Annotated in this window: 18 protein-coding genes and 1 pseudogene; 13 read left to right on the plus strand and 6 right to left on the minus strand. The window is 38.2% G+C overall.

Annotated features, from left to right (window positions below):
- The first annotated feature begins 194 nt into the window (after positions 1-194).
- Positions 195-1,445, plus strand: a complete 1,251-nt coding sequence (locus PVV57_RS03745) for an MATE family efflux transporter (RefSeq protein WP_273718944.1) — start codon at positions 195-197, stop codon at positions 1,443-1,445.
- A gap of 217 nt (positions 1,446-1,662) precedes the next feature.
- Here the strand turns inward: PVV57_RS03745 and rhuM are convergent, their stop codons facing one another.
- Positions 1,663-2,118, minus strand: coding sequence for a RhuM family protein (rhuM, locus tag PVV57_RS10500; protein WP_404977237.1), 456 nt, complete (start codon positions 2,116-2,118; stop codon positions 1,663-1,665).
- Positions 2,084-2,694 (minus strand): annotated as a pseudogene (locus PVV57_RS10505) (virulence RhuM family protein). Before PVV57_RS10505 ends, rhuM begins: the two are co-directional and overlap by 35 nt.
- A 334-nt stretch (positions 2,695-3,028) precedes the next feature.
- Here PVV57_RS10505 and PVV57_RS03755 point away from each other — a divergent pair.
- The 5 genes from PVV57_RS03755 to edd all read left to right on the plus strand — a co-directional run bounded on the left by PVV57_RS03755 (position 3,029) and on the right by edd (position 9,988).
- Complete coding sequence (locus PVV57_RS03755) at positions 3,029-4,456, plus strand: glutamine synthetase family protein (RefSeq protein WP_273718945.1); 1,428 nt, start codon at positions 3,029-3,031, stop codon at positions 4,454-4,456.
- A gap of 11 nt (positions 4,457-4,467) precedes the next feature.
- Positions 4,468-5,751, plus strand: a complete 1,284-nt coding sequence (locus PVV57_RS03760; protein ID WP_273718946.1) for an FAD-binding oxidoreductase — start codon at positions 4,468-4,470, stop codon at positions 5,749-5,751.
- Between the two features lie 120 nt (positions 5,752-5,871).
- A complete protein-coding gene (gene zwf / locus PVV57_RS03765; RefSeq protein WP_273783506.1) occupies positions 5,872-7,344 on the plus strand; it encodes a glucose-6-phosphate dehydrogenase in 1,473 nt (490 codons plus the stop codon).
- 10 nt (positions 7,345-7,354) lie between these two features.
- Positions 7,355-8,107 (plus strand): 6-phosphogluconolactonase, encoded by a 753-nt coding sequence (gene pgl, locus PVV57_RS03770; protein WP_273718948.1) that lies wholly within the window; start codon positions 7,355-7,357, stop codon positions 8,105-8,107.
- A 57-nt stretch (positions 8,108-8,164) separates the two neighbouring features.
- Positions 8,165-9,988, plus strand: a complete 1,824-nt coding sequence (gene edd / locus PVV57_RS03775; RefSeq protein WP_273718949.1) for a phosphogluconate dehydratase — start codon at positions 8,165-8,167, stop codon at positions 9,986-9,988.
- A gap of 50 nt (positions 9,989-10,038) precedes the next feature.
- On the opposite strand, the gene folD is transcribed toward edd, so the two are convergent.
- Entirely contained in the window at positions 10,039-10,938 is a 900-nt protein-coding gene (folD, locus tag PVV57_RS03780; protein WP_273718950.1) for a bifunctional methylenetetrahydrofolate dehydrogenase/methenyltetrahydrofolate cyclohydrolase FolD, read from the minus strand.
- A gap of 318 nt (positions 10,939-11,256) precedes the next feature.
- Between folD and PVV57_RS03785 the strand changes: the two genes are divergently transcribed.
- Positions 11,257-13,137 carry an AsmA family protein gene (locus tag PVV57_RS03785; protein ID WP_273783507.1) on the plus strand — a complete coding sequence of 627 codons (1,881 nt, stop codon included), beginning with the start codon at positions 11,257-11,259 and terminating at the stop codon, positions 13,135-13,137.
- A gap of 318 nt (positions 13,138-13,455) precedes the next feature.
- Here the strand turns inward: PVV57_RS03785 and PVV57_RS03790 are convergent, their stop codons facing one another.
- Positions 13,456-13,599: a hypothetical protein gene (locus PVV57_RS03790; protein WP_005773989.1), complete on the minus strand. Its 144-nt coding sequence runs from the start codon at positions 13,597-13,599 to the stop codon at positions 13,456-13,458.
- 233 nt (positions 13,600-13,832) lie between these two features.
- Here PVV57_RS03790 and PVV57_RS03795 point away from each other — a divergent pair, with 233 nt between their 5' ends.
- The 3 genes from PVV57_RS03795 to PVV57_RS03805 all read left to right on the plus strand — a co-directional run bounded on the left by PVV57_RS03795 (position 13,833) and on the right by PVV57_RS03805 (position 19,332).
- Positions 13,833-14,576, plus strand: a complete 744-nt coding sequence (locus tag PVV57_RS03795; RefSeq protein ID WP_273718952.1) for a 16S rRNA (uracil(1498)-N(3))-methyltransferase — start codon at positions 13,833-13,835, stop codon at positions 14,574-14,576.
- A 68-nt stretch (positions 14,577-14,644) separates the two neighbouring features.
- Positions 14,645-16,018, plus strand: a complete 1,374-nt coding sequence (locus PVV57_RS03800) for a glutamate--cysteine ligase (protein ID WP_273718953.1) — start codon at positions 14,645-14,647, stop codon at positions 16,016-16,018.
- A 1,958-nt stretch (positions 16,019-17,976) separates the two neighbouring features.
- Positions 17,977-19,332: an L-cystine transporter gene (locus PVV57_RS03805; RefSeq protein ID WP_273718954.1), complete on the plus strand. Its 1,356-nt coding sequence runs from the start codon at positions 17,977-17,979 to the stop codon at positions 19,330-19,332.
- Between the two features lie 7 nt (positions 19,333-19,339).
- Here PVV57_RS03805 and PVV57_RS03810 read toward each other — a convergent pair whose 3' ends face one another.
- Positions 19,340-20,218: a methyltransferase domain-containing protein gene (locus PVV57_RS03810; protein ID WP_273718955.1), complete on the minus strand. Its 879-nt coding sequence runs from the start codon at positions 20,216-20,218 to the stop codon at positions 19,340-19,342.
- A 199-nt stretch (positions 20,219-20,417) separates the two neighbouring features.
- Here PVV57_RS03810 and PVV57_RS03815 point away from each other — a divergent pair, with 199 nt between their 5' ends.
- Positions 20,418-21,203 carry a ComF family protein gene (locus PVV57_RS03815; RefSeq protein ID WP_273718956.1) on the plus strand — a complete coding sequence of 262 codons (786 nt, stop codon included), beginning with the start codon at positions 20,418-20,420 and terminating at the stop codon, positions 21,201-21,203.
- 51 nt (positions 21,204-21,254) lie between these two features.
- The gene (grxC, locus tag PVV57_RS03820; protein WP_273718957.1) at positions 21,255-21,509 is read left to right on the plus strand and encodes a glutaredoxin 3; all 255 of its coding nucleotides are present in this window, start codon (positions 21,255-21,257) and stop codon (positions 21,507-21,509) included.
- A gap of 20 nt (positions 21,510-21,529) precedes the next feature.
- Here grxC and ubiG read toward each other — a convergent pair whose 3' ends face one another.
- Positions 21,530-22,273: a bifunctional 2-polyprenyl-6-hydroxyphenol methylase/3-demethylubiquinol 3-O-methyltransferase UbiG gene (gene ubiG, locus PVV57_RS03825; protein ID WP_273718958.1), complete on the minus strand. Its 744-nt coding sequence runs from the start codon at positions 22,271-22,273 to the stop codon at positions 21,530-21,532.
- Positions 22,274-22,466: 193 nt separating this feature from the next.
- On the opposite strand from ubiG, the gene PVV57_RS03830 reads away from it, so the two are divergent.
- Positions 22,467-23,723, plus strand: a complete 1,257-nt coding sequence (locus tag PVV57_RS03830; protein WP_273718959.1) for an aspartate kinase — start codon at positions 22,467-22,469, stop codon at positions 23,721-23,723.
- Positions 23,724-24,011 lie beyond the last annotated feature (288 nt).

The raw sequence follows: 24,011 nt of genomic DNA on the forward strand, positions 1-24,011 counted from the left end.
GGCATGAGGTCCAAAAAACGCATAAAAGTGCATTGCACTTCTCAGAACTGCTCATTTCCTTTTAGTTTAATGAGTGCTCATTATGCATCCTTTAGGCAAGACTTGCGATGGAAGGACTTTACGGAAAAAATCAATGCGTTTTATTTAAAAGATTCAAGCTTAATACGTTCTTCAATAGGGAAGGGTATTTCACAATGTTTGTTGTGATGAAGCAATTGCTCTCTCTTGGCATGCCACTGGCTGTTGGGTTTATCTCGCAGATGATGATTTCCTTTACAGATGCAGCGCTTGTGGCGCATTTAGGTGTTCAAGCCTTAAGTGGTACAATGTTAGCTCTGAGTCTGTTTAGTTTTGTGATGTTGTTGGGGCTAGGGATTATTACTGCGGTTGCACCAAAACTTGCGGAAAGTTTTCGCAGACAAGATAGATATGCATTGAAGGCGTGGTTTGATCAAGGAATATGGCTTTCCCTTTTGATTGGAATGATGAGTGCAATCATTTTACTCAATACGAGGAATATTTTGTGTCTTCTCGAACAAGATGAGACAATTGCTAAGATAGCGCAGGAATATAATAGTGGTGCTGCTATAGGGGTGGTGTTTTTTTATCTTTATGTAAATAGCCGTGGATTACTTTCAGCAATTGGTCATCCCAAGCCCTTAACTTTTGTTATGCTTGCAGCTATCCCTATGAATTTTCTTATTTCTTGGCTGCTTATTTTTGGTATAGGTCCTGCAAGCGGATTAGGTGTCTTTGGTGCTGGAATTGCGAGTAGTTTGATCCGTATTTTGATTGTTATGGCAGTGGCAATCATTCTGTCCCACAATTCTGCTTTTCATTCCTTTCACTTTCATTATTTGCGACCAAAGTTTGAGATTTCACGAATCATAAAATTGCTGTTCGTAGGATTTCCCATTGGTATACGTATTCTTATTGCGGAAGGTTTTCCTTCTGTCATTGCCTTCATGATTACAGCTTTTGGGGTTGAAGCTTTGGCAGCACATACGATTGGAATGCGTCTTGATATGCTTATTTCTGTGGTGGCTTTGGGTATTTCTAGCGCAGCCGCGACAATAGCAGCGTGGTATAGGGCAGATGGGAATCATATGGCTCTAAAACAGTTACGTATGAATGTCACAATTTTTGCTATAGCTTATGTCTTGTTTTTATCAGGGGGTGTTTATTTTTCTTATGAATTCATTCTTTCAATCATCTTTGACATTTCTTCAGTCCACGTTATTGTTTTCTCTTGGGAGTTGCTTCCGTTTATCTTATTGTCTTTTGCTTTTGGCACTTTAGGAGCCATGCTCAATGGCATACTTATGGGTTTGCTTGATACGTTTTGGCCAACAATTGTTGTAACAATAAGCTATTGGGGGATAGGCTTATTTGGGGGAGCTCTCATGGCACATTTTTTTGAATATGGCTTTATTGGCTTGGCATGATTGGTGCCAGTTTAATCGTTTCTCTCTTTAATTATATGCGCGTGGGGTATTTAATAAAACGCAATCCTATGTTTGGGGCGGGATGAGATTGAGGCGGGAATTAGTTGTTGGTGGCTATGAATGCGGGATTTTTGGCTTGTGCTGGGAGTGTTTTTGCGTGCATAGACACATTTGTGGAAAGTGCTGCGATTCAACATTATTCAAGCTTATTACGAGTTTAGTCATCACTTTTTTTACGCCGAGGTTTCTCAAGGGCTTTAATTGCTTTATCAAAATCAGATTCAAATAATTTATCTTGAACGATGCGGTATTTTTCAAATTCAGTTTCGGCATGGTCTTTGACAATCTTTGCTGTGATTGTGCCAGAATTTTGTAAAATATTTCGCTGCTCAAGCTCAAGGAGCTTACCTAATTGTTTTGCCCAATCTTCCATAGTCATTGGTATTTTTCGCTCTGCGCGGCTCTCTACTAAATCAAGATAAGCATTAACAATTAAGCCAAGCTGCTTAAGTTCATCTTGTGTTAGGTCGTTTTTAGCAATTGTGATATCGGTTTTTACAATTTTACTATGTGGAGAATTCTCCCACGTTGCTAAGCCCATATGTTCTTTTTTGCTGTCTGCTCGCTTAAACATCAGTTCATCTGCTGTTTGTCCGTGCACAGCGAAATGCATACTTATTCTGAACTTTTGCGAAAAACTCGTGTGTCGTTGGCGCATCTTTGTTATAATCTATACTGGTTGTATAAATATGTGTAATTTTTTGATACCGTTTTCACTAAGGCGAATTTCTCTTATTTCAGCGAGTAAATGTTCTAAATAATCTTCATTAAGAGTCATGCCGTTCTCAAGGTGCTTTTTGTCTATGACATAGCTTCTAATTGCAAAATCACGTAATATTTGCGTTGCCCATTGTCGAAATTGTGTCGCGCGTTTGGAATTAACCCGATATTCAACAGCGATAATGGCATCGAGGTTATAAAATTGAGTATTATAGTTTTTACCATCAGAGGCAGTTATCCGGAAAATCCGGATAACTGAGTTTTCATCTAATTCTTGAGTTTCAAATATATTTTTTAAATGTTTTCTGATTGTACGTACATCTACGCTGAATAACTCTGCCATGAGCTTTTGACTAAGCCAGATTGTATCATTTTCATAGCGAACTTTAATGCTGTCTTCACCAGCTTGTTGAGTGAAAATCAGAAATTCAGCAGTGCTATTGCGGATGGTTAATTTTTTAGGGGGCATCTGATACCTTCTTAAAACGCGTCTTTTGCTGCTGAATGCTACGAGTTTTCTGTTGGCTGTCAAACGATATTGGCAAAAGGCTAAGGACAATAATTCACGCTCGTTTGCACTGTTTATATAAGAAGAAGATTAGCACGCGATATATGACGTGCAGTACCATTTCCCCATCATGTTTGATACAATCAGCAGCTTAGAATGATGATAAGAACGATTTTGCTTTGATAGACGTTATATATTCTATAAAAATTAAGTTGATTAAAATATTTTTTGTGACATTCATGCATGGGATGGTACCATAATAGCGGGGCTTGATTGTGTTTTAAGTTGGTGTGTTATGGCTGTGAAAAATGGTAAACAAATAAAAAGTAAGGGTTCTAAGCCTGTTTCTGGTTTTCTTAAAAATTTGCGTGGTGTAAGCAACTGGCAGCAAGTTTTACAATGGCTTTCTTTTCGTAATGTAGAAGATATTGAGTGTATTACGCCTGATCAAGCAGGTGTGCCGCGTGGCAAGATGATGCTTTCTAAAAAATTTACATCGGAAACATCATTAGCGCTACCTTCAGCGGTTTTTATGGCAACAATTTCAGGAGATTATCCTGAAGATGGACACGGCTTTGAATATCCCAAAACCGATGGTGATCTGCGTCTTGAGCCTGATTTGTCTACGTTAAGTATCGTGCCATGGGAAGAGGCCCCTACGGCACAGGTGATTTGTGATCTTGTATATCAAAATGGACAGGTCGTCGATTATACACCGCGAAATGTTTTGCGAAAAGTTGTCAATTTTTATACGCAAATGGGTCTAAAACCAGTTGTTTCACCAGAAATTGAGTTTTATTTAGTAGAGAAAAATCCTGATCCGGATTATCCTTTAGTTCCTCCTGTTGGTCGTTCTGGACGTTCAATTGGTGGAGGACAGGGCTATTCAATTGCCGGTGTGAATGAGTTTGATGAGTTCATTGATGATATTTATCATTTTTCGGAAGCGCAAGGATTGGAGATTGATACGCTTATTCACGAGGAAGGGGCCGGTCAGTTTGAAATCAATTTACGTCATGGTGATCCGATAGAATTGGCTGATCAAGTTTTTATGTTCAAACGCACAATTCGTGAAGCAGCACTTAAACATAATATGTATGCAACTTTTATGGCTAAGCCCATTCAAGGACAGCCGGGTTCTGCTATGCATATTCACCAATCAGTCGTTGATAAGAAGACAGGGATGAATATTTTTACGCAGGAAGATGGTGGAGAAAGTATTTGTTTTCGCCATTTTATTGGTGGATTACAAAGACATATGGCAGGGGGACTTGTCATGCTTGCGCCTTATGTAAATTCTTATCGACGTCTTATGCCGGATGTTTCAGCACCTGTTAATTTGCGATGGGGATACGATAACCGTACCACAGCATTTCGTGTCCCTCGTTCTGCTCCTCAAGCGCGGCGTGTCGAGAATAGGCTCCCTTCGTCAGATGCGAATCCTTATTTAGCCCTTGCAGCTTCTCTAGCGTGTGGTCTCATTGGTTTACAGCAAAAAATTGAACCGGATGAGCCAACAACAAATAATGTGAATGCTGATAATATTGAGTTACCGCGTGGTCTTATTGAAGCGGTTAATTTATTTGAACAAGATACAGAAATACGTGCTATTCTAGGAGATGTGTTTGTCAGTACTTATGCTGCGATCAAACGACAAGAGTTTGAAACTTTTATGGAAGTGATTAGCCCGTGGGAGCGCGAATATCTCTTGCTTAATGTTTGAGGTTTATCACGATGATTGGCTCTAATCCAATTTCTCCAGGAATTTCTTGGTATGAAGATACTTTAGAAGAACGCCCCTCTTATCCTTCTTTTTGTGAAGATAGACAGTGTGATGTGGTCATTATTGGAGGTGGATTTACAGGACTTTCAGCTGCTTATCATTTAGCGAAGGCTGGAGTGGATGTTGTTTTGTTTGAAGCATCACGTTTTGGTGATGGTGCTTCGGGACGCAATGGTGGACAACTAGGAACGGGGCAACGGCAATGGGCCGAAACATTAGAGAAAAAATATGGTTTTGAGCGCAGTAAAGTGCTATTTGATTTAGCAGAAGAAGCAAAAAGAGATATTTTATCTTTATGCGCGATGCCTAATTACCCTTGTGATTTTATAGGGGGGCAGCTTTCTGTAACCCATAAAAGGCATGAGCTTCTCTCTTATCAACGGCATATTGAGGCGATGCAGCGTTATGGTTATCACGCACTTACTTTTATGGATCGGGCAGAAATATCTGAGCGACTTGGATCGCCTTTTTATTGTGGTGGTATTTATGATGCGGATACCGGCCATATAAATCCCTTAAAATTGATTGTTGGGTTGGCAAAAAGAGCCAAAGATGCTGGTGCTAAACTTTATGAAAAGATACAAGTAACAACCATGAAGAGCAGGGGGGCTCATTGGAAAGTGATAACAGAAAAAGGGAGTATAACAGCAGAGCATGTTTTACTCGCAACCAATGGGTATAAACTTGGGCTTCAGCGTTTTATTCAGAAAAATATTGTTTCTATTCGCTCTTATATTGGAGCAACGGAACCATTACCAAAGAACAGTAAAATTCTCATGGGGGGTGAATCGGTTGATGATTCCCGTTTTATGGTTCGCTATTTTCGCAAAAGCATTGATAATCGTCTCTTATTTGGGGGTGTAGAAAGTTACAATAATAAGAATCCTGTAAATTTAGATGCACGAATAAAACGGCAAATTGCTGAAATTTATCCTCAATTACACTCTATCAATCTCAGCCATCGTTGGGGGGCAACGGTTGCCATCACGGTTGAGCGTATGCCTTATGTTCGCCAACTTTTCTCAAGGATGACTTATTGTGGCGGTTATTCAGGGCATGGCGTTATGCTTGCTCCTTTTATGGGAAAATTGTACGCAGAATGGTTGACAGGGAATCATGAACGTTTTGCTTATTTTCAGGACTTAAAGATTTCATCTTTTCCGGGAGGAAGCGTTTTGCGTTATCCACTTATATTTTTAGCAATGCGTTGGTTTTCTTTAATGGATCGCCTTTAATAGAAACATTGATTGAAATGTAGAAAATTAATGGCTTATTTAGTATCTGTCTGCTTTAATGATGGAAGCTTTTATAAGTAATATGGGATTTCATAATCGAATAGAAAAATAAATAAGTTCATGGCGCGTAAAATTACTCCAGTTTCTTCTTTTGATTGTATTGTTTTTGGTGGCAATGGTGATCTGGCTTCACGCAAACTTTTGCCGGCCTTGTATCATTGCCAGTGTGTTGGGCAATTTAGTGAGCCAACACGTATTATTGGCGTTTCGCGCACTTCCTTAAGTCGTGAAGAATATCAAAATTTTGTCCAAGCTTGTTTAGAAAAACATATCCATCCAAAAGATCTCAATTCAACTGAACTCCATCGCTTTCTTGCACGTTTAACTTACGTTTCTGTTGATGTTTCCTCAAACCGAGGGTGGGAGGATTTAGCCCTTTTTTTGTCACAAGATTCAGCAGATATTCGAGCTTTTTATTTGGCTGTTGGTTCGTCACTTTTTGCTGATATCGCGATGAAGTTGGGGAAAAGCAATTTGGTAACACCACAAACACGAATTATCATTGAAAAACCAATTGGTTGTGATGCAAAAACAGCGGTTTGGCTTAATGATGCATTTGCAAGTGTTTTTAATGAAGAACAGATCTTCCGCATTGACCATTATCTTGGGAAGGAAACTGTCCAAAATTTAATGGCATTGCGATTTGTGAATACACTTTATGAACCGCTATGGAACGCGAACTATATTGATCATGTTCAGATAACCGTTGCTGAATCTTTAGGGTTGGAGGGGCGTACAGAATATTATGAGAGTACTGGTGCTCTACGCGATATGGTTCAAAACCATATGCTGCAGCTTCTTTGTTTGGTTGCGATGGAAATACCATTTATCAACAGTGCCAATGCTGTGCGTGATGAAAAACTTAAAGTTTTGCATTCTTTAACACCTCTTGATGTGCATAATGTAGAGCAGAACACTGTGCGTGGGCAGTATCTTGCTGGTTTATCAAATGGTATATCTGTAGAGTCTTATTTTGATGACTTGGGAAGAGAAAGTGAGAGCGAAACATTTGTCGCGCTTAAGGTTAAGATTGATAACTGGCGTTGGGCCGATACACCTTTTTATTTAAGAACAGGTAAGCGCATGTTCACGCGAATGTCTGAAATTGTTATCGTATTTAAACCTATTCCTCATAATATTTTTGATGTGGATTTAGATGAAATTTTTTCTAATCGGCTTGTTATTCGTCTCCAACCGGATGAAGGTGTAAAACAATGGTTGATGATTAAGGATCCGAGTTATGGCGGTATGCGGTTTCGTCATATTCCATTAGACATGAGTTTTGCTTCTGCATTTTCTGAACGTAACCCTGATGCTTATGAACGTTTATTAATGGACGTTATTCGTGGAGATCAAACACTGTTTATGCGTCGTGATGAAGTTGAGGCTGCTTGGCGTTGGATTGATCCAATCATTGAGGGATGGGAAGCAATAAAACAGCCTGTTCATGGTTATAGTGCTGGTTCATGGGGTCCCACTGCTTCGACAATCCTTATGGAACGTGATGGACGTATATGGAACAATTTAATTTAGAGCAGTAAGTATGTATAGAATGAATATTGACCGTTTAAATTTTGAAACACCCACAACTCTTGCTTTAGCATTGGCTGACCGTGTTGCAGCAGAGCTTAGTATAGCTGTTTTAGAGCGCAAGCGTGCGATTTTAGCTGTTTCTGGTGGTAAAACGCCAGAATTGTTTTTTCATTATTTATCAAAAGCAGATATTGATTGGCAAAATATCATTATCACTTTGGTTGATGAACGTTTTGTCCCTGCGCACGATGAACGTTCAAATGAACATATGGTACGGTGTCATTTATTACAGAATTTTGCTGCAAAAGCACGTTTTGTAGGGCTTTATCATAAAGCAATTACTGCTGAACTTGCTGCTTTTTCAGCAGCAAATCGTATTAATAGTTTGCCTAAACCCTTTGATGTTGTTGTTTTAGGAATGGGGATTGATGGACATACGGCTTCCTTTTTTCCTGATGCTGATCGTCTAAAGCAAGCACTTGATCTTCGAACACAAGCACTTGTTCTACCACTTCATGCAAAAAGTGCCATTGAGCCAAGACTCTCTCTAACGCTGCCAGTTATTATGCAATCTCGTTGCATTATTCTCCATTTCGAAGGTTTTCAGAAACGCGACTGTTTTGAAGAAGCTTGTCAAGATGGGTCTGAAATAGAAAAGCCGGTTCGGGCGATTTTGCGTAATTCTCCTCATCTTGTGCAGGTTTATTGGTCGCCTGCAGAAAATGAAATAAGTGAATTAAAATATGAGAGACAAGGTGAATAGAAACGCACTCTCTCTTTAATGAATGAGGGGGAGCATCAATGAAGGGGGGAAGTAAATATGGCACTTTCCAAGACAATTGCCACAGTTACACGAAGGATTTATGAACGCTCTCGACCTACACGAGAAATTTATTTAGATCGTATCGCGAACGCACAGACTCATCGTCCCAAGCGGAGTTTTTTGGGATGTGCTAATCAGGCTCATGGTTTTGCTGCTTGTGGTGCAATAGACAAAGAGCGTTTGAAGGGAAATATCGTTGGGAATATTGGCATTATCACGGCATATAACGATATACTTTCAGCACATCAACCTTTTGAAAAGTTTCCTAACTTAATTAAAGAGGCGGCCCGTATGGTTGGTGGTGTTGCACAGGTAGCAGGGGGTGTTCCTGCGATGTGCGATGGTGTTACGCAGGGAAATGCGGGGATGGAGCTTTCCCTTTTTTCGCGTGAAGTGATTGCAATGGCGACAGCTATAAGCTTATCACACGATGTCTTTGATGCAGCATTGTATCTTGGGGTGTGTGATAAAATCGTCCCCGGTTTATTGATTGGTGCACTCACATTTGGTCACTTACCAGGAATTTTTATACCCGCTGGTCCTATGACAACGGGGCAAGGTAATGATGAAAAAGTAAAAATACGTCAACTTTACGCGGAAAATAAAATAGATCGCCAAATATTGCTGGAATCAGAAGCCCGTTCTTATCATGGTCCAGGGACATGTACATTTTATGGGACTGCTAACTCAAATCAGGTGATACTGGAGATGATGGGGCTGCATATGCCGGGAGCTTCTTTTGTCAATGCGAATACACCGTTGCGTGATGCTTTAACAAAAGAAGCTACAAAGCGTGTACTTGAAATGACCGATCTTGGTGATCATTATAGACCACTTGGTATGATCATTGATGAGCGTTCTTTTGTGAATGCCATTGTAGGATTAAATGCAACAGGAGGCTCTACCAATCATACGATTCATTTGATAGCTATCGCTGCGGCTTGCGGTATTCAATTGACATGGCATGATATTGCAGAAATTTCATGCCATGTGCCTCTTTTAGCGCGAATTTATCCGAATGGTTTGGCTGATATCAATCATTTTTATGCAGCAGGGGGTATAGGATTTATTATTCGCGAGCTTATTGAGGCCGGTTTAGTGCATGAAGATGTTGCTACAGTTTTTGGTAAAGATCTCAATGCTTATGCAATTGAAGCAAAGCTTTCTGCTGATGGCTGTGTGGTGCGTGAAGCAGCTCTCAAGGAAAGTGGTGATCATAAGGTGTTAGCAGGTTGGAAAAAACCATTTCAACCGGACGGTGGCCTTCGTGTTTTATCGGGAGATTTGGGAACCGCTATTATAAAAGTTTCATCTGTTAAACCAGAATATTGGCAAATTAAAGCACCAGTCCTTGTCTTTAATGATCAAGAGGAGCTCCAAAAATCTTTTCAATCTGGAGCGTTACATGATAAAGATTTTATCGCTGTTATTCGCTACCAAGGACCAAAAGCCAATGGTATGCCAGAGCTTCATAAATTAACCACCATTTTAGGCGTTTTACAAGATCGCGGTCAAAGGATAGCATTGATAACGGATGGTCGTATGTCCGGAGCATCAGGAAAAGTTCCTGCTGCCATCCATGTGACACCAGAAGCTTTGGATAATGGTCCCATTGCGCGTTTGCAAGACGGTGACATTGTTTTCCTTGATGTTCATGGGGGTAAATTAACTCTTTTAGAGGATTTAGCAAAATTTAACGCGCGAACAATTACACCTCCTGATCTTTCAAAAAACGACTATGGTGTTGGACGCGAACTTTTTCGTGTTTTTCGTCAATTGGTTAATCGTGCAGATCAAGGGGCATCTGTTTTTATGACATGAGGAATGCAAAAAGAAACAAGATGAACCATGTGCAATAATTGTTACAATTCTTAGAATTTTGGTATAGGAAGATTGTGTAATCGGGCGGCGGCTTTGAGTGTATTAACCATAAGCATGGCAATTGTCATGGGGCCAACGCCTCCTGGAACAGGGGTGATTGCAGCAGCTTTTTCTTTTACGTTTTCAAAATCGACATCCCCGACAAGACGCGTTTTTCCTATACCTTTTTCTGGAGCTGGAATGCGGTTAATACCAACGTCAATAACAACTGCGCCATTTTTTACCCAGTCTTTTTTAATCATTTGTGGGCGGCCTACAGCAGCTACGAGAATATCAGCGCTCCGACAGACATCATCAAGGTCACGAGTACGACTATGGGCAATTGTCACAGTAGCATTGGCCGCTGTTAAAAGGGCAGCCATAGGTTTTCCAACAATATTAGAGCGTCCAACAACGACAGCATCAAGTCCAGATAAATCTCGCCCACAATGTCGTTCAATCATCATCATAGCACCAGCGGGTGTGCAGGGAATAATAGCATCTTCAAGTGCATTTGCTGCGAGTTTTCCTACATTGATATAATGAAAACCATCAACATCTTTTTGGAAAGCAACAGCTTGTGTTATGAGGTTTGTATTCATATGGGCTGGGAGAGGTAGCTGTACCAAAATACCATGAATTTTGGGATCAGAATTTAATGTTGCAATAAGTTGAAGGAGCTCTTTTTCTTGCGTTTCTTTGGAAACGACATGTTTGATTGAAAGAAACCCACATTCTTCAGCTTTTTTATTTTTTGAGGCGACATATACTTGACTTGCGGGATCGTCTCCAACGATAATAACAGCGATACTAGGTTGTATATTATAGTTATCGCGGAGTTTTGTTGTTTCAGCCTTAACTTTCACAATAATCTCTTCAGCAAGTTTTTTTCCGTCGATAATATTATTCATGAGAGAGATCCTTTCGGTAAGGCTGTTTGTTTTTTTGTAAAGCATTTTCTAATAATACGATAGAGTTTTATAGCAATATTCATATGAGAACAGTAAGAATGGTTTGATAATGTTGTGGATTTACAGTTTTATAAGACTTTTAAATAATTGCTTTATAAAGAAGCAGCAATATTGCTGTTTGAATAAACTTTGGATAAAGAACAAAAATAATGAAAATACAAAATGGATATGATGAATTATAGGGTTATAAAAAGCCTTTTAACGATTATTTAAGTTTATTTTTAATCTGTTATAGGGGGATACGTGTAGAGGGATATTGTGCGCATCAGAATAATAAAATTTTTGAGCGGAATTTTTATTACAATTATCTTTTTATTTGGAGTGGGGATTCTTATTTTACCTTATCTTGTCTCTACGGATGCGATTCGTGTTCGTTTAGCGCAAGAGTTGAGTGCATGGACAGGTTATAACGTGCAATTGCGTGATCCACCGCGGTTAAATCTTTTTCCTTATCCTAAAGCGTTGCTTTCTGGCATTACTTTAACATCAAAAATGGATGATGTTGCACCATTAATGGAAGCTGAATCAATAGAAGTTGATCTTTCTGTCGTCGATCTTCTTTGGGGGCGTGTTTCTTTTTCAGAGACGCGGATTGTGCGTCCTCAATTTGTTATGGAAAAGCCCGTTAAAACAATGGCAGATTTTTTTGATCGATTTTCTCACTCACAAGGCGCCTTAGGGTTAGCCATACGCAAGGCACGTGAAATATTAAAACATAACCCTGAACATCCAGAGATAGAACACCTTTTAAAACAACCTTTTGGGCGGATTGTTATTAAAAATGGTGCTCTTGTGTATCATGACAGCTTTTCAGGAGTAGCAGAAAAAATAACAGGATTAAATGCGACTTTAGATTGGCCAGAATCGACTGAGGAAGTACGGTTGCGTGCAGATGCTCGTTGGCGCGGAGAATTTACAAAATTATCAATTGATGCTTCTCAAGCATTGTTGCTTTTGGCAGGAGGAAAAAGCCAGGTTAAGGCAAGTCTTAATTCTGTACGTGGGGGAATAACTTTTACAGGGCAGGCTCGGTTATCTGAATATTATATTTTTGATGGAAAGGTGTCGATGCGTTCACCAAGCTGGAATCAGACTTTGTCTTGGGTTGGAGGAAATCAGTTTTGGGGACATAGATTAACAATACCCATTGTATGGGAATCTCATTTTTTAGCGCGACCAATGCATATCCAAATGAACAGTGTTGCATTTACGATGGGGAAATCCAATGCACGTGGGGCTTTGGAACTTGATTTTCAAGATTATGTACCAAGTGTCATGGGCTCTTTAGCATTTGATAACTTAGACATTAACCTCTTGGACTCAATGTTTTTTTCGGATAAAAAGAAAAATTCATTCTTTGATATGGCGCTTTTTGATCGTATTGGGGTGGATATACGACTTTCTGCGCCACAAGCCAAAATAGGAAATATTTCACTTACAAATTTAGCAGCTGCGATGCAAATAAGAAATGGGCATGGGATTTTTGATCTTGGACATGTCAATATTTGGGGTGGATCCGTTCAAAGTAATATTGAAGTTACGCCAGCTGGACAGAAAATACGTATTGAAGGAACTATTTCAGGGGCTTCTATTGATACGCAGGAGGCTTTAGAAGCCTTAGGATTTATTCCATTTGTACAGAGCAAAACAAATTTTACCGCAGCGATACAAACACTTGTGGGTTCTTGGATGGAAGTTTTTACAAAAATGCAGGGCGGTTTAACGCTGAAGATGTCTTCTGGTCGGCTCTTAGGGTATGATTTGAATGAATTACAAACAAAACTTTCAAGCAAACAGCAATTTCTTTTAACGAGAAATGATTCTCTCTCCACAAGTTTTGATCACTGGGATATTCAGGCAAGCTTTTCAGAAGGGATGATGAAGGTGACAGAGTCATTGATGCGTACAGCAGACTTGAGTTTATCCATACAGGAGGCTGTTACAGCGGCTATTTTTCAAGGGAAGCAGAATGAATTGATACTACAAGCACAATTGCGCAAAAATCATAGGTCAGAAACTTTATGTAAAGATGTCCAATGCCTTGCGAATAGCCTTGCACGGCCTTTTACATTTTCTCTAAGCTCTAAAGGACAAAATCATGGTAATTTTTTGATTACAAAAGATATTGATACCGATTGAGCATTGTTTTTCATTTGTATGACATTTTATTCTATAATAATTCGTCTATTTGCAATTTAAAGCCTTTTTTAAATTTAAATAAGAGATTTCAATATCATAAGATTCTCTCATGTTAAATCTATTCGTGATGAAACCAAAAAACTTCCTCTCCCTCACAAGTGCAGTTAGTATGTAGATAAACGATTGAAGGGAGGAACAAAAACACCTCTTTACGGAATCTTTCAAATATAAGAGTTTCATAATATGCGTGCAAATCTTAGAAAATTGCTAAAAAACATTTTGTTGCATTAAAACTTATAAGGGCATATCAGCCCGTGCTTATTGAATCTGAGAAGAAATACCATATCCATCTTTGGTAACTGTATGCTTTCCATCTGCTCCAACAGAACCAATACCCACTGTAATCAAAATAAAGGCTAAGAGGGTTGTAATCGTAATAATGGTAGCTTTTTTAGCAGACATATCTTTCCTCCACTGATGCATCAATGACTGAATGCAAAGATGAATGTTGTATTATTTAAACTTTTATGAAAGCAGAATCACTTAATGATCTATTGGTTCCTATCATTATCTCATAAAGCTAAAAAAACTCTATAATTCTTTAATATATTATAGTTCTATAGATATAATTTTTTCTTTTTGTGATATGTTTTTCTTCATTTCTTGATGACGATAGTGAGCATTGGCAAGATTTTATGCGCATAAATTATAAACTTAAAAGATTATTTATCCGACAGACATTGGCTTTGGATGAAGAAATAAAGATAGAGGGGGCACAAGCTTCTTATCTTGTGCATGTTTTGCGGATGAAAGAAGGAGCGGAAATTCTACTTTTTAATGGACAGGATGGTGAGTGGCTTGCTAAACTTATCATTGTTAAGAAAAAGTTTGTTGTGGTTCAGCTTATCCATCAAGAAAGATTACAAACAGCACATTCCAATCTTATTTATTGCTTTGCTCCACTCAAAAATGCGCGGTTGGATTATATGGTGCAGAAAGCTGTTGAAATGGGGGTGTCGATTTTGCAGCCTGTTATAACGCATCATACGCAGGTTACGCGTATCAATATGGCGCGTATGGAAGCCAATGTTATTGAAGCTTCTGAACAGTGTGGCATTTTATCTCTCCCTGAATGCGTATCAGCTCTATCCTTAGCAGAGCTTTTAGCGCGTTGGGATGAGACACAGCCTTTATTCTTTTGTGATGAAGAGCATAAATCGCACAATCCATTACCTTCTTTTAAAAAGCGTGACGTTACAACGCCTGGTGTTCTCATTGGACCAGAAGGTGGGTTTAGTGAAGAAGAGCGGAGCTTTTTAAAAAAGCAGCCTTTTGTGGTTCCAATATCATTAGGTCCACGCATTTTACGTGCTGACACTGCCGCTGTTGCGGCTTTGGCTCTTCTTAATGCGACAGTGGGGGATTGGTCAATGGATTGAGATGTCTGTAAAATCATTCTAAACAATTCATTTAAGATGATAATACCAATGATAGGATACGATAAGTTATGGCGCTTGATATAATGGATGAAAGTGAAGTTTATAACTTAGATTCCTTGGTGAGCTATTTCCAAGGGGGGTATAAAGCAGAAGATGATTGGCGTATTGGTACAGAACATGAAAAATTTCCATTTTATAGAGATGGTTTTCGTCCTGTTCCTTATGACGGTAAGAGGGGAATCCGAGCGTTGTTAGAAGGCATGCAAAGCGCTTTAGGATGGAAACCTATTGTAGATGAAGGGAATATTATTGGGCTTGTAGGATCCGTTGATCAGGGGGCTATTTCTTTGGAACCAGGGGGACAGTTTGAATTATCTGGGGCACCATTAAAAACAGTAGGTGATACGTATCATGAGTTGATGGAACATTTAGCTCTTCTCAAGAAAATTGCAGAACCATTGGGTATTGGTTTTTTGGGGATAGGCGCTAGCCCAAAGTGGACGTTAGCTGAAACGCCGAAAATGCCTAAGTCACGTTATCAAATTATGACTGATTATATGCCGAAAGTCGGGCATAATGGTCTTAATATGATGTATCGCACATCAACAGTTCAGGTTAATCTTGATTTTTCATCTGAAAGTGATATGCGGCGAAAAATGCAAGTATCCATGAAGTTACAATCCGTTGCGACTGCATTATTTGCAAGTTCACCTTTTACAGAAGGACGCCCAAATGGCTTTTTGTCATGGCGTTCTGAAATTTGGCGTGATACGGATAATCAGAGGACAGGCGTTCTTCCCTTTATATTTTCTGAGCGTTTTGGTTTTGCTGATTACGTTGAATGGGCCCTTGATGTTCCCATGTATTTTGTTGTACGTGATGGTCGTTATTATGATTGTACCCATATAACGTTTCGTCAGTTTATGAATGGAGCATTAAGAGGACAAGTTGTAAATTCAATTCCAAATATGGGAGATTGGATTAATCATTTATCAACGTTATTTCCTGAAGTCCGCTTAAAAAGATTTTTAGAAATGAGAGGAGCTGATTGCGGTTCTTGGAAGCGCATCTGTGCATTGTCGGCTTTTTGGGTTGGGCTTCTTTATGATAGAGAAGCGCTTAACGAGGCAGAGGCTTTGACCAAAGATTGGTGTTTTGAAGAAGTTTTAGACATGCGCCAACGCGTTCCCAAAGAAGGGTTAAAAACTCCTTTTCGTCAAACCATTCTTTTAGAATTAGCCCGTCAAACTATCGCTATTGCTCGCAAGGGCTTAAAAAATCGCAAACAGTGTGATGCAAATGGTTTTGATGAAACAAATTTCCTTAATCCTTTAGAAGAGGTTGTGGCAACGGGGCAAACAGATGCTGAAAAATTTTTATCCCATTACTCTTCTATTTGGGATGAGTCTGTTGAACCGGTATTTTTAGAATGTGCCTATTAAATTTTAGGCAAAGACACTTTGTACTTTTTTAAAAAATGCATATCATCGTAGTAGTCTATTCACTCATTTGTTTGAGAGGAGAATATCCTCCCTTGCTTTCAACATTTTTCATAAAGGATACAATACAAAGATCTCTTGGAAACTGCGATTTTTATCCCAATACTATCACGATATTTCCGTAACCTCCATGTTATATCTTTGTGCTCAAGATGATTTGATCTATTTAGTTTTTTATCAAACACTTTTTATCCGCTTGGCTCATTCCTCTTAATGAATAGGGCAGAAAATAATTTTTAGACTTTTAAATAAGGGATAAAAAATATTATTTATATTCAATATCCTCAATGCTATTTTATAAAAATACGAAGTTTTTTTATTTTGTAGAATAAAAATACAAAGCCTTAGTTTATTGTGCTGGTAAGCCACAAACACCTCTTTTATTATTTAAAAATGTAGAGTACGTTTCTTAACTGTTTGTTGTTTTCGTTTTTAAAAGCAAGATTGCATGAGGGGGCTTATACCTTTTTATACCATTATAAGATATAGTTATACAGTCATCATGAAGGGCAAGAGCTGCATTTTTAAAATGGGTAGGAAAATTACAGGGTATCATTTTCGCTACACGAATAATTTGTTCTTTTCGGTTAATGCTCGTTGGGGAATCTAGAAATTTTTCTACGTATTCAAACACTGGATCACTAAAGTCTGCTTCAAGTTTTGCGAGGAAAATGTTTTTTCTAAATAAATCAAAGAGCATCCTATTTTGATCGCTTAGCAAACCCTCACATTGGGATTCTCTACCTAAAAAGGGTGAAGCATCCACAAAAAATAAGTATTTTTTAGTAATACTTTAAAATATTAATTATGCAGATTCAATTTGTCGTTCTATTAAATATTTCTAAAATGATCCCTTATCCTATTCTGTAGATGTGATAGGTTCTATCTTACTCTTAAACATTTTTATATATTCTTTTGCTATTTCCTCTTTGTCGCGGTATTCTAAATCTCTACAGTTTTTATTGAGGTATGACTGATAAAGTTCATCGTACAGATTCAGATCGTTCACTTTCGTATACCCAAGTGATATTAATACAGCAAACAAAGGTATCAATAGAGAAGATAATACAATAAATGTTATGGTACGTTTCATGAGTGATTTAACTCCTTATCTTTGATAAATAGACCAATATTGAATACGGCTATTATGACGGTTGATATCACTTAATTTCGTTATATCGACAGGATATAGGGTATTTTTGTTGGTATTGTGTTTCAGATTGTATTGAGAAATATTATATATTATTGGTTGTATGTCGTTTTTAGGCATTGTGGCTTTTAAAGCCCTTCATATTTACGATTTTTTTGTTATTGAGAGGGCATATTTTTATGCCTATAAAAATAATTAAAAAAACAAAAAAGCTTTCCCAAAAAGTTTTTATTGAGAGCAAAGAAAGAATGTATAATAAGTATTTTCAATAAAATAATTATATTTGAAGGGATGGCCAAAGTTTTTGAGAGTGCTGTTCATAAAATTGGCAAAAGGAGCTTGATAATTTATTTGCCAGAAAATTCATGAATGTTCATTTGTTAATGAACCATTTTTTAAGAAAGCTCTTTTCAATTCAAAGGGCAAAAGAGAGCGATAAGAACATTAATAGCATAAGATACGTTGGAATTATTCAGGATTAAGATGCAATGAATGGTGTTTATATTTCTCTTATTAACCTATTATAAGATCGTAATTATTTAAATAATAAGGAAATAATTTTATTTATTTTCTTTAAATTGTTATTCGTAGATAAAAAATTCTCTTTTAATCTATAAATTAAAAAAATAATGACTTTTAAAAAGCCTTGTAAGTTTTATACCTTAATTTTAAATATTATGCATTGATTTTGAATTATGCATATTATTCACCATCAATCATAACCATAGTGGATATAGACTGGGCATAGACAATGACATTTAATTTTTTCATCAATTTATTTCTATTTGTTATTTTTTTATTGTGGGTTGCCCAAAGTAAGAGAATGCAATGGAGTCTTTCACTCCGTGTTATGCTAGGGCTTATCCTTGGCTTGATTTTTGGAAGTGTTTTGCAGCTTTTTTATGGAGAGGGTGAAGCCACTTTATTGAAATCCGTTGAATGGTTTAACATTGTTGGTGAAGGCTATGTCTTATTGTTACAAATGATTGTTATGCCACTGGTTTTTGTCTCTATCGTTTCAGCGGTTGCTCATTTACATTCTGTTTATGCTGTTGGAAAGATGAGTATCATAACGATTTCAATATTGCTTATTACAACGGCTCTTTCAGCGTTGGTTGGTGTGCTTGTGGTTAATTTCTTTGGATTAACCGCAAATGGTTTGGTGCATGAAGGGCAAAATGTTTCTGCTGTTCTTGGGGATCGTATTTCTCAACTTGGAGATATGAATATACCAAAAATGATTTTGTCCTTGATTCCTAAAAATCCCTTTGCTGAGTTAAGTGGAGCCAAGCGTACATCAATTATTAGTGTTGTTATTTTTGCGTCCTTTTTAGGGGCTGCAGTTCTTCTTTTAAAGAAAGATGAGCCGGAAAAAGGGGAAAAGGCTCTTTTATTTATTCAAGTGGCACAAGCTTGGATTATGCGGTTAGTTCGTATTGTGATTGCTTTGACTCCTTATGGTATTTTTGCACTTATGACTAAGGTAGCAGCAACTTCGCGTATTGCAGATATTTTAAATTTACTCATTTTTATCATCGCTTCCTATGTTGGTATTATCCTTATGTTTGCAATTCATGGTGTATTGCTTGGCATTTCTGGGATTAATCCTTTTCGTTTTTTCAAAAAAGTTTTACCAGTTTTAACATTTGCTTTTAGCAGTCGTTCAAGTGCTGCAAGTATTCCTTTGAATATTGAAGCGCAAACGCAGTGGATAGGTGTGCCGCAATCCATTGCGAGTTTTGCAGCTTCTTTTGGGGCAACAATTGGACAAAATGGGTGTGCTGGTCTTTATCCAGCGATGCTTGCGACCATGATTGCACCGACCACGGGGATTAATCCTCTTGATCCTACTTGGATTGCTACGCTTGTTGGGATTGTAACGTTGAGTTCTATTGGTGTCGCTGGTGTTGGGGGAGGGGCTATTTTTGCTGCATTGATTGTATTACCAATTATGGGACTTCCTGTTACTTTGGTTGCTGTACTTATCTCTATTGAGCCACTGATTGATATGGGACGTACCGCCCTAAATGTGAGTGATTCAATGGTAGCTGGAACGATCACCAGTCAAATGTTACGGACAACGGATAAAAGTATTTTTAAAAAATGATTTTGGGTTATGTTTTTTGGGGTTGTAAAACATCCATCAGAGATATTTGTGCCGAACCAGGTTGTAGAGGTTTTTGTTGATTGGGGTGAGGAGCCCAACCAGAGAGCCAGATGAAAGAAAAATGTGCACGAATACGTCCATCAGGATCGCTAAATTTTTGTGCATAGATTTCAGCAGCACGGAGAAAAAATCGTTTAGATACAGGACGTCGTGAGCGATTGATAAGCGCATTTTGCATTCCCATCGCTTTAAGATCGTTTATGAGATCAAACATTGTATTATAACGTATTGTGACATCTTCAACATCTGCTACAGGTAGGGCAAAGCCAACACGCTGTAAAAGAGCACCTGCATCACGAATGTCGGCAAAAGGGTAGATCCTAGGGCTTGCACCACCATAAATTTCAATTTCGGCTTGTAGAAGACATTCACGTAATTCTTTGAGTGTACCTGCACCCGCCATAACAGCTAGAAATAAGCCATCTGGTTTAAGGGTGTTTTTTATCTGACTTAGAACACCAGGGGTATCATTCGTCAAGTGTAATGAAAGAAGTGAAACAATAAGATCGCAGTAATTTTGAGGAAAATCAAGAAATTCTCGATGACGTAAATGAAACTTTTTATCATGGCTTTGATAAAGTGTATCAGTCTCAATACGTTCTATAGAACAAACCTTTCCAGATTTCATGAGAGCTTGCGTGGCAAGATCTGTATGGCTGTGTAAATCGAGCGCTAATGTGAAGAGACGATCAATGGTGCTAAGACGTTTATAGAGATCTTCTGCCATGAGAGAGAGTAAAAAGTCGTATCCTTTTTTTGCTTTTTCAAAGGCGCGTTTGCGGAATTGTTCAATGCGGTTATGATCAAAAATTAAAGGATGCGACATATTGTGGAATACTTTCGATTTATGAAAGAATGCATTTTGAAAAGGTTCATGATTGTGCGAGCTCTGTCAAGTTTATAATGTGAAAGAAAAATAAGTTTATAGGAGGTTAAGATTTTTTAAAGAAATTAAATTTATAAATTGAGGAAATACAAAGGAACTTTTGTTCTACGGGGGGGACTTGTAAAAGCCTAAATTTATAATGTTTTACTTTCGAGAAGTGGCTTTAAATAGCGGGGATATACTACGTCAATTCATTGAGCGCTTTAAAACGATGCTTTATCCACCAATTTGTCCTGGATGTAAGCAAAATGTTTCTACTTATGGCACGATTTGCTCTGAATGTTGGAAAGATCTTCAATTTATCACGAAGCCTTATTGTCCTGTTATGGGGACGCCTTTTGTTTGTGATATGGGGGATGGTTTTCTCAGTGGTGAAGCGCTTCGTAATTCTTACCCTTTTTCGCGTGTTCGCTCAGTCATTGTTCATAAAGGGCTTGCACGTACTTTGGTAACGCGCTTAAAATATGGTGATCATATAGAATTGGCATCTTTTATGGCTAATTGGATGGTGTTTGCTGGACGTGAGGTTATTGAAGAGTGTGATGTTATTATTCCCATTCCATTGCATTTTCGTCGTTTTTGGGAGAGACGTTATAATCAATCTGCTGAGCTTGCACGTTATATTGCAGCATCACAAAAAAAGCTTTTAAAACCGGGGTGGCTTGTTCGTTCTCGGCATACGCGTCCGCAGGTTAGTCTTTCTTCAAGAGAAAGAAAACTTAACGTAAAAAATGCTTTTAAGGTTTCGCATAAAGTTAAAAAATATCTTAAAGGATGTTCTGTTTTACTGATTGATGATGTATTTACAACGGGTGCAACAGTTACAGCAGCAGCTGCTGCATTAAAATATGCAGGTGCACAACAGGTTGATGTGCTAACATTTTCGCGTGTCCTTAAAGAAGATTCTATTTTTCCTTCTTCTTAAGGGGAATTTAAAGTAGATATTATTAAAAAAAATACTTGGAGGATAATACTTATGAAAGAGATAATCATTTATACACGTCCAGGTTGTCCTTATTGCACAAAAGCACGTGATTTACTGGACAAAAAGGGTGTAAAATATACAGATATTGATGCTTCCACATCCCTTCGTCAAGAAATGGTGCAGCGCGCGAATGGACGTAATACATTTCCACAAATTTTTATAGGTGATTATCACGTTGGTGGTTGTGATGATCTTTATGCTTTAGAAGCAGAGGGAAAACTCAATTCTTTATTGCAAGACCTATAATTGCCGTAAATGACATATCTTTAAGATCGTTTTGCGAGAAGGAGATAGTTAACATCCATGTCTTTTGAACGATTCCAGCTGTCGTTTAATGGATTATAAGTAATACCTATCTCATCAATGACAGTCAGAGCGTTTTTTGATAAGAAATTTTTAAGTTCTCGAGGTTTTAGGAATTTTTTATAATCATGGGTTCCTTTAGGGAGCCAACGGAGGATATATTCAGCGCCGACAATAGCAAGTCCCCATGCTTTCCACGTGCGGTTGAGTGTTGCGACAAACATCAACCCTTGTGGTTTTAGCATTTTTGCTGTCGCTTTTATGAAGAGATTAACGTCAGCGACATGTTCAACAACTTCCATATTAAGGATGATATCAAATTTCTCTCCTTCATTGGCGAGTGCTTCTGCTGTCGTCGTGCGATAATCAATTGAAAGGTTACTTTGGGCAGCATGGATTTTTGCGACTTCAATATTCGTTTGTGCGGCATCAACGCCTACAACTGTAGCGCCAAGTCGTGCCATTGGTTCACATAACAAGCCCCCCCCACAGCCAATATCAAGAATTTTCAAATTGTCAAAAGGCGTCAGTGAGACAGGGTCACGATTAAATTCTAAACAGATTTTTTCTCTGATGTAAGCAAGACGTGTTGGATTAAATTGGTGAAGAGGTCGAAATTTTCCTTGAGGATTCCACCATTCTGTAGCGATACGTGAAAAGTGATCAAGTTCACTTTGATCAACAGTTGTTCGTGTTTCATCTATCATGTTGCCTTCCTTTATTTTTAATGATCAGATCAAGTCCAGAGGATTTTATACAAAGTCAAGAGAAATTAATATAATCATAATGAAACTTGCACAAATGATAGATATTCGCTATGTCGAGAAAATGGTTCGTTGATACAGCATGTTATTCTCATTATCGTTTGAGATAAGAGATGTAAAGGTAAGAGTGTTATTAATGGCGCGCATTGTCATGAAATTTGGTGGAACGTCTGTAGCAAACATTGAATGTATTCATAATGTTGCACGGCACGTCAAAAGAGAGGTTGATGCAGGCAATGAGGTTGCTGTTGTTGTCTCTGCGATGGCGGGTAAAACTAATGAGCTTGTCCAATGGACGTGTGATGCTTCGCCCATACAGCGAGATGCTCGTGAATATGATGTTGTGGTGGCTTCTGGTGAACAAGTCACTTCAGGTTTGCTGGCTTTGACACTTCAAGCAATGGGGATCAATGCGCGTTCATGGCTTGGTTGGCAGATCCCTATTCATACAGACAATGCGCATGGTCGTGCGCGCATTACTGATATTGACGGATCTTTTTTAATAGAGTGTTTTCAGGAAGGTCAGGTTGCTGTTATTGCTGGTTTTCAGGGGTTAGCTTCAGATAATCGGATTTCTACCTTAGGGCGTGGGGGGTCAGATACAAGTGCTGTTGCGATAGCCGCAGCTGTACAAGCTGATCGCTGTGATATTTATACGGATGTGGATGGTGTTTATACAACGGATCCACGTATAGAACCGAAAGCGCGCCGTTTACCAAAAGTAGCTTTTGAAGAAATGCTAGAGATGGCTTCTCTTGGAGCAAAAGTTTTACAGGTTCGTTCTGTTGAATTAGCAATGGTTCATAAGGTTCGTACCTTTGTGCGTTCAAGTTTTGAGGATCCCGATGCCTTAGGCATGGAGGATTCAATGAGTTCTTCTGGAACACTTATTTGCGATGAGGATGAAATTGTGGAACAACAAAATGTTACTGGTATTGCTTTTGCTAAGGATGAAGCGCAAATTTCGCTGCGTCGACTTGCTGATCGTCCAGGGATTTCGGCAGCAATTTTTGGTCCCTTGGCTGAAGAGTGCATTAATGTTGATATGATTGTGCAAAATATTTCTGAAGATGGATCAAAAACTGATATGACTTTTACTGTGCCATCAGCAGATGTAGAAAAAGCCGTTGCTCTTCTTGAAAAAAATCGCAAAGAAATTGGATTTGATGTGCTCCAATTTGAAAGTGATCTTGCCAAAATATCTGTGATTGGCATTGGAATGCGTAGCCATGCAGGTGTTGCGGCGACAGCTTTTAAGGCTTTGGCTGAAAAGGGGATTAATATTCAAGCAATCACCACTTCCGAGATAAAGATTTCTGTTTTGATTGATAGCGCTTATACTGAACTTGCGGTGAGAACATTACATGCTGTTTATGGATTGGATAAGAGTTAAGTATTTTTAAATGCTCAATTTCAAGAACATAAAGTTTTAATATGTATGAGTGATTCGCTTTATAAGCATAACGCGCACTTATTAATGTAAATAAGAATAATTGATACAGTGAAATTTTTTCATTGAAGATTTTTTATGATGAAGCAAAAAACTGTTTGCTTGTATACAAACAAGATTAGCATAGGAATAAAAACTATTTAAGAGACAACATCATAAAATACTTCTTATAAATCGTTTAGATATAAGATAGAGAGAAAGGAGAATTGTTTACATAGGGGCTTTGAAGAG

It is taken from the genome of Bartonella sp. AU15XJBT (assembly GCF_028618615.1).
GTDB lineage: Bacteria > Pseudomonadota > Alphaproteobacteria > Rhizobiales > Rhizobiaceae > Bartonella.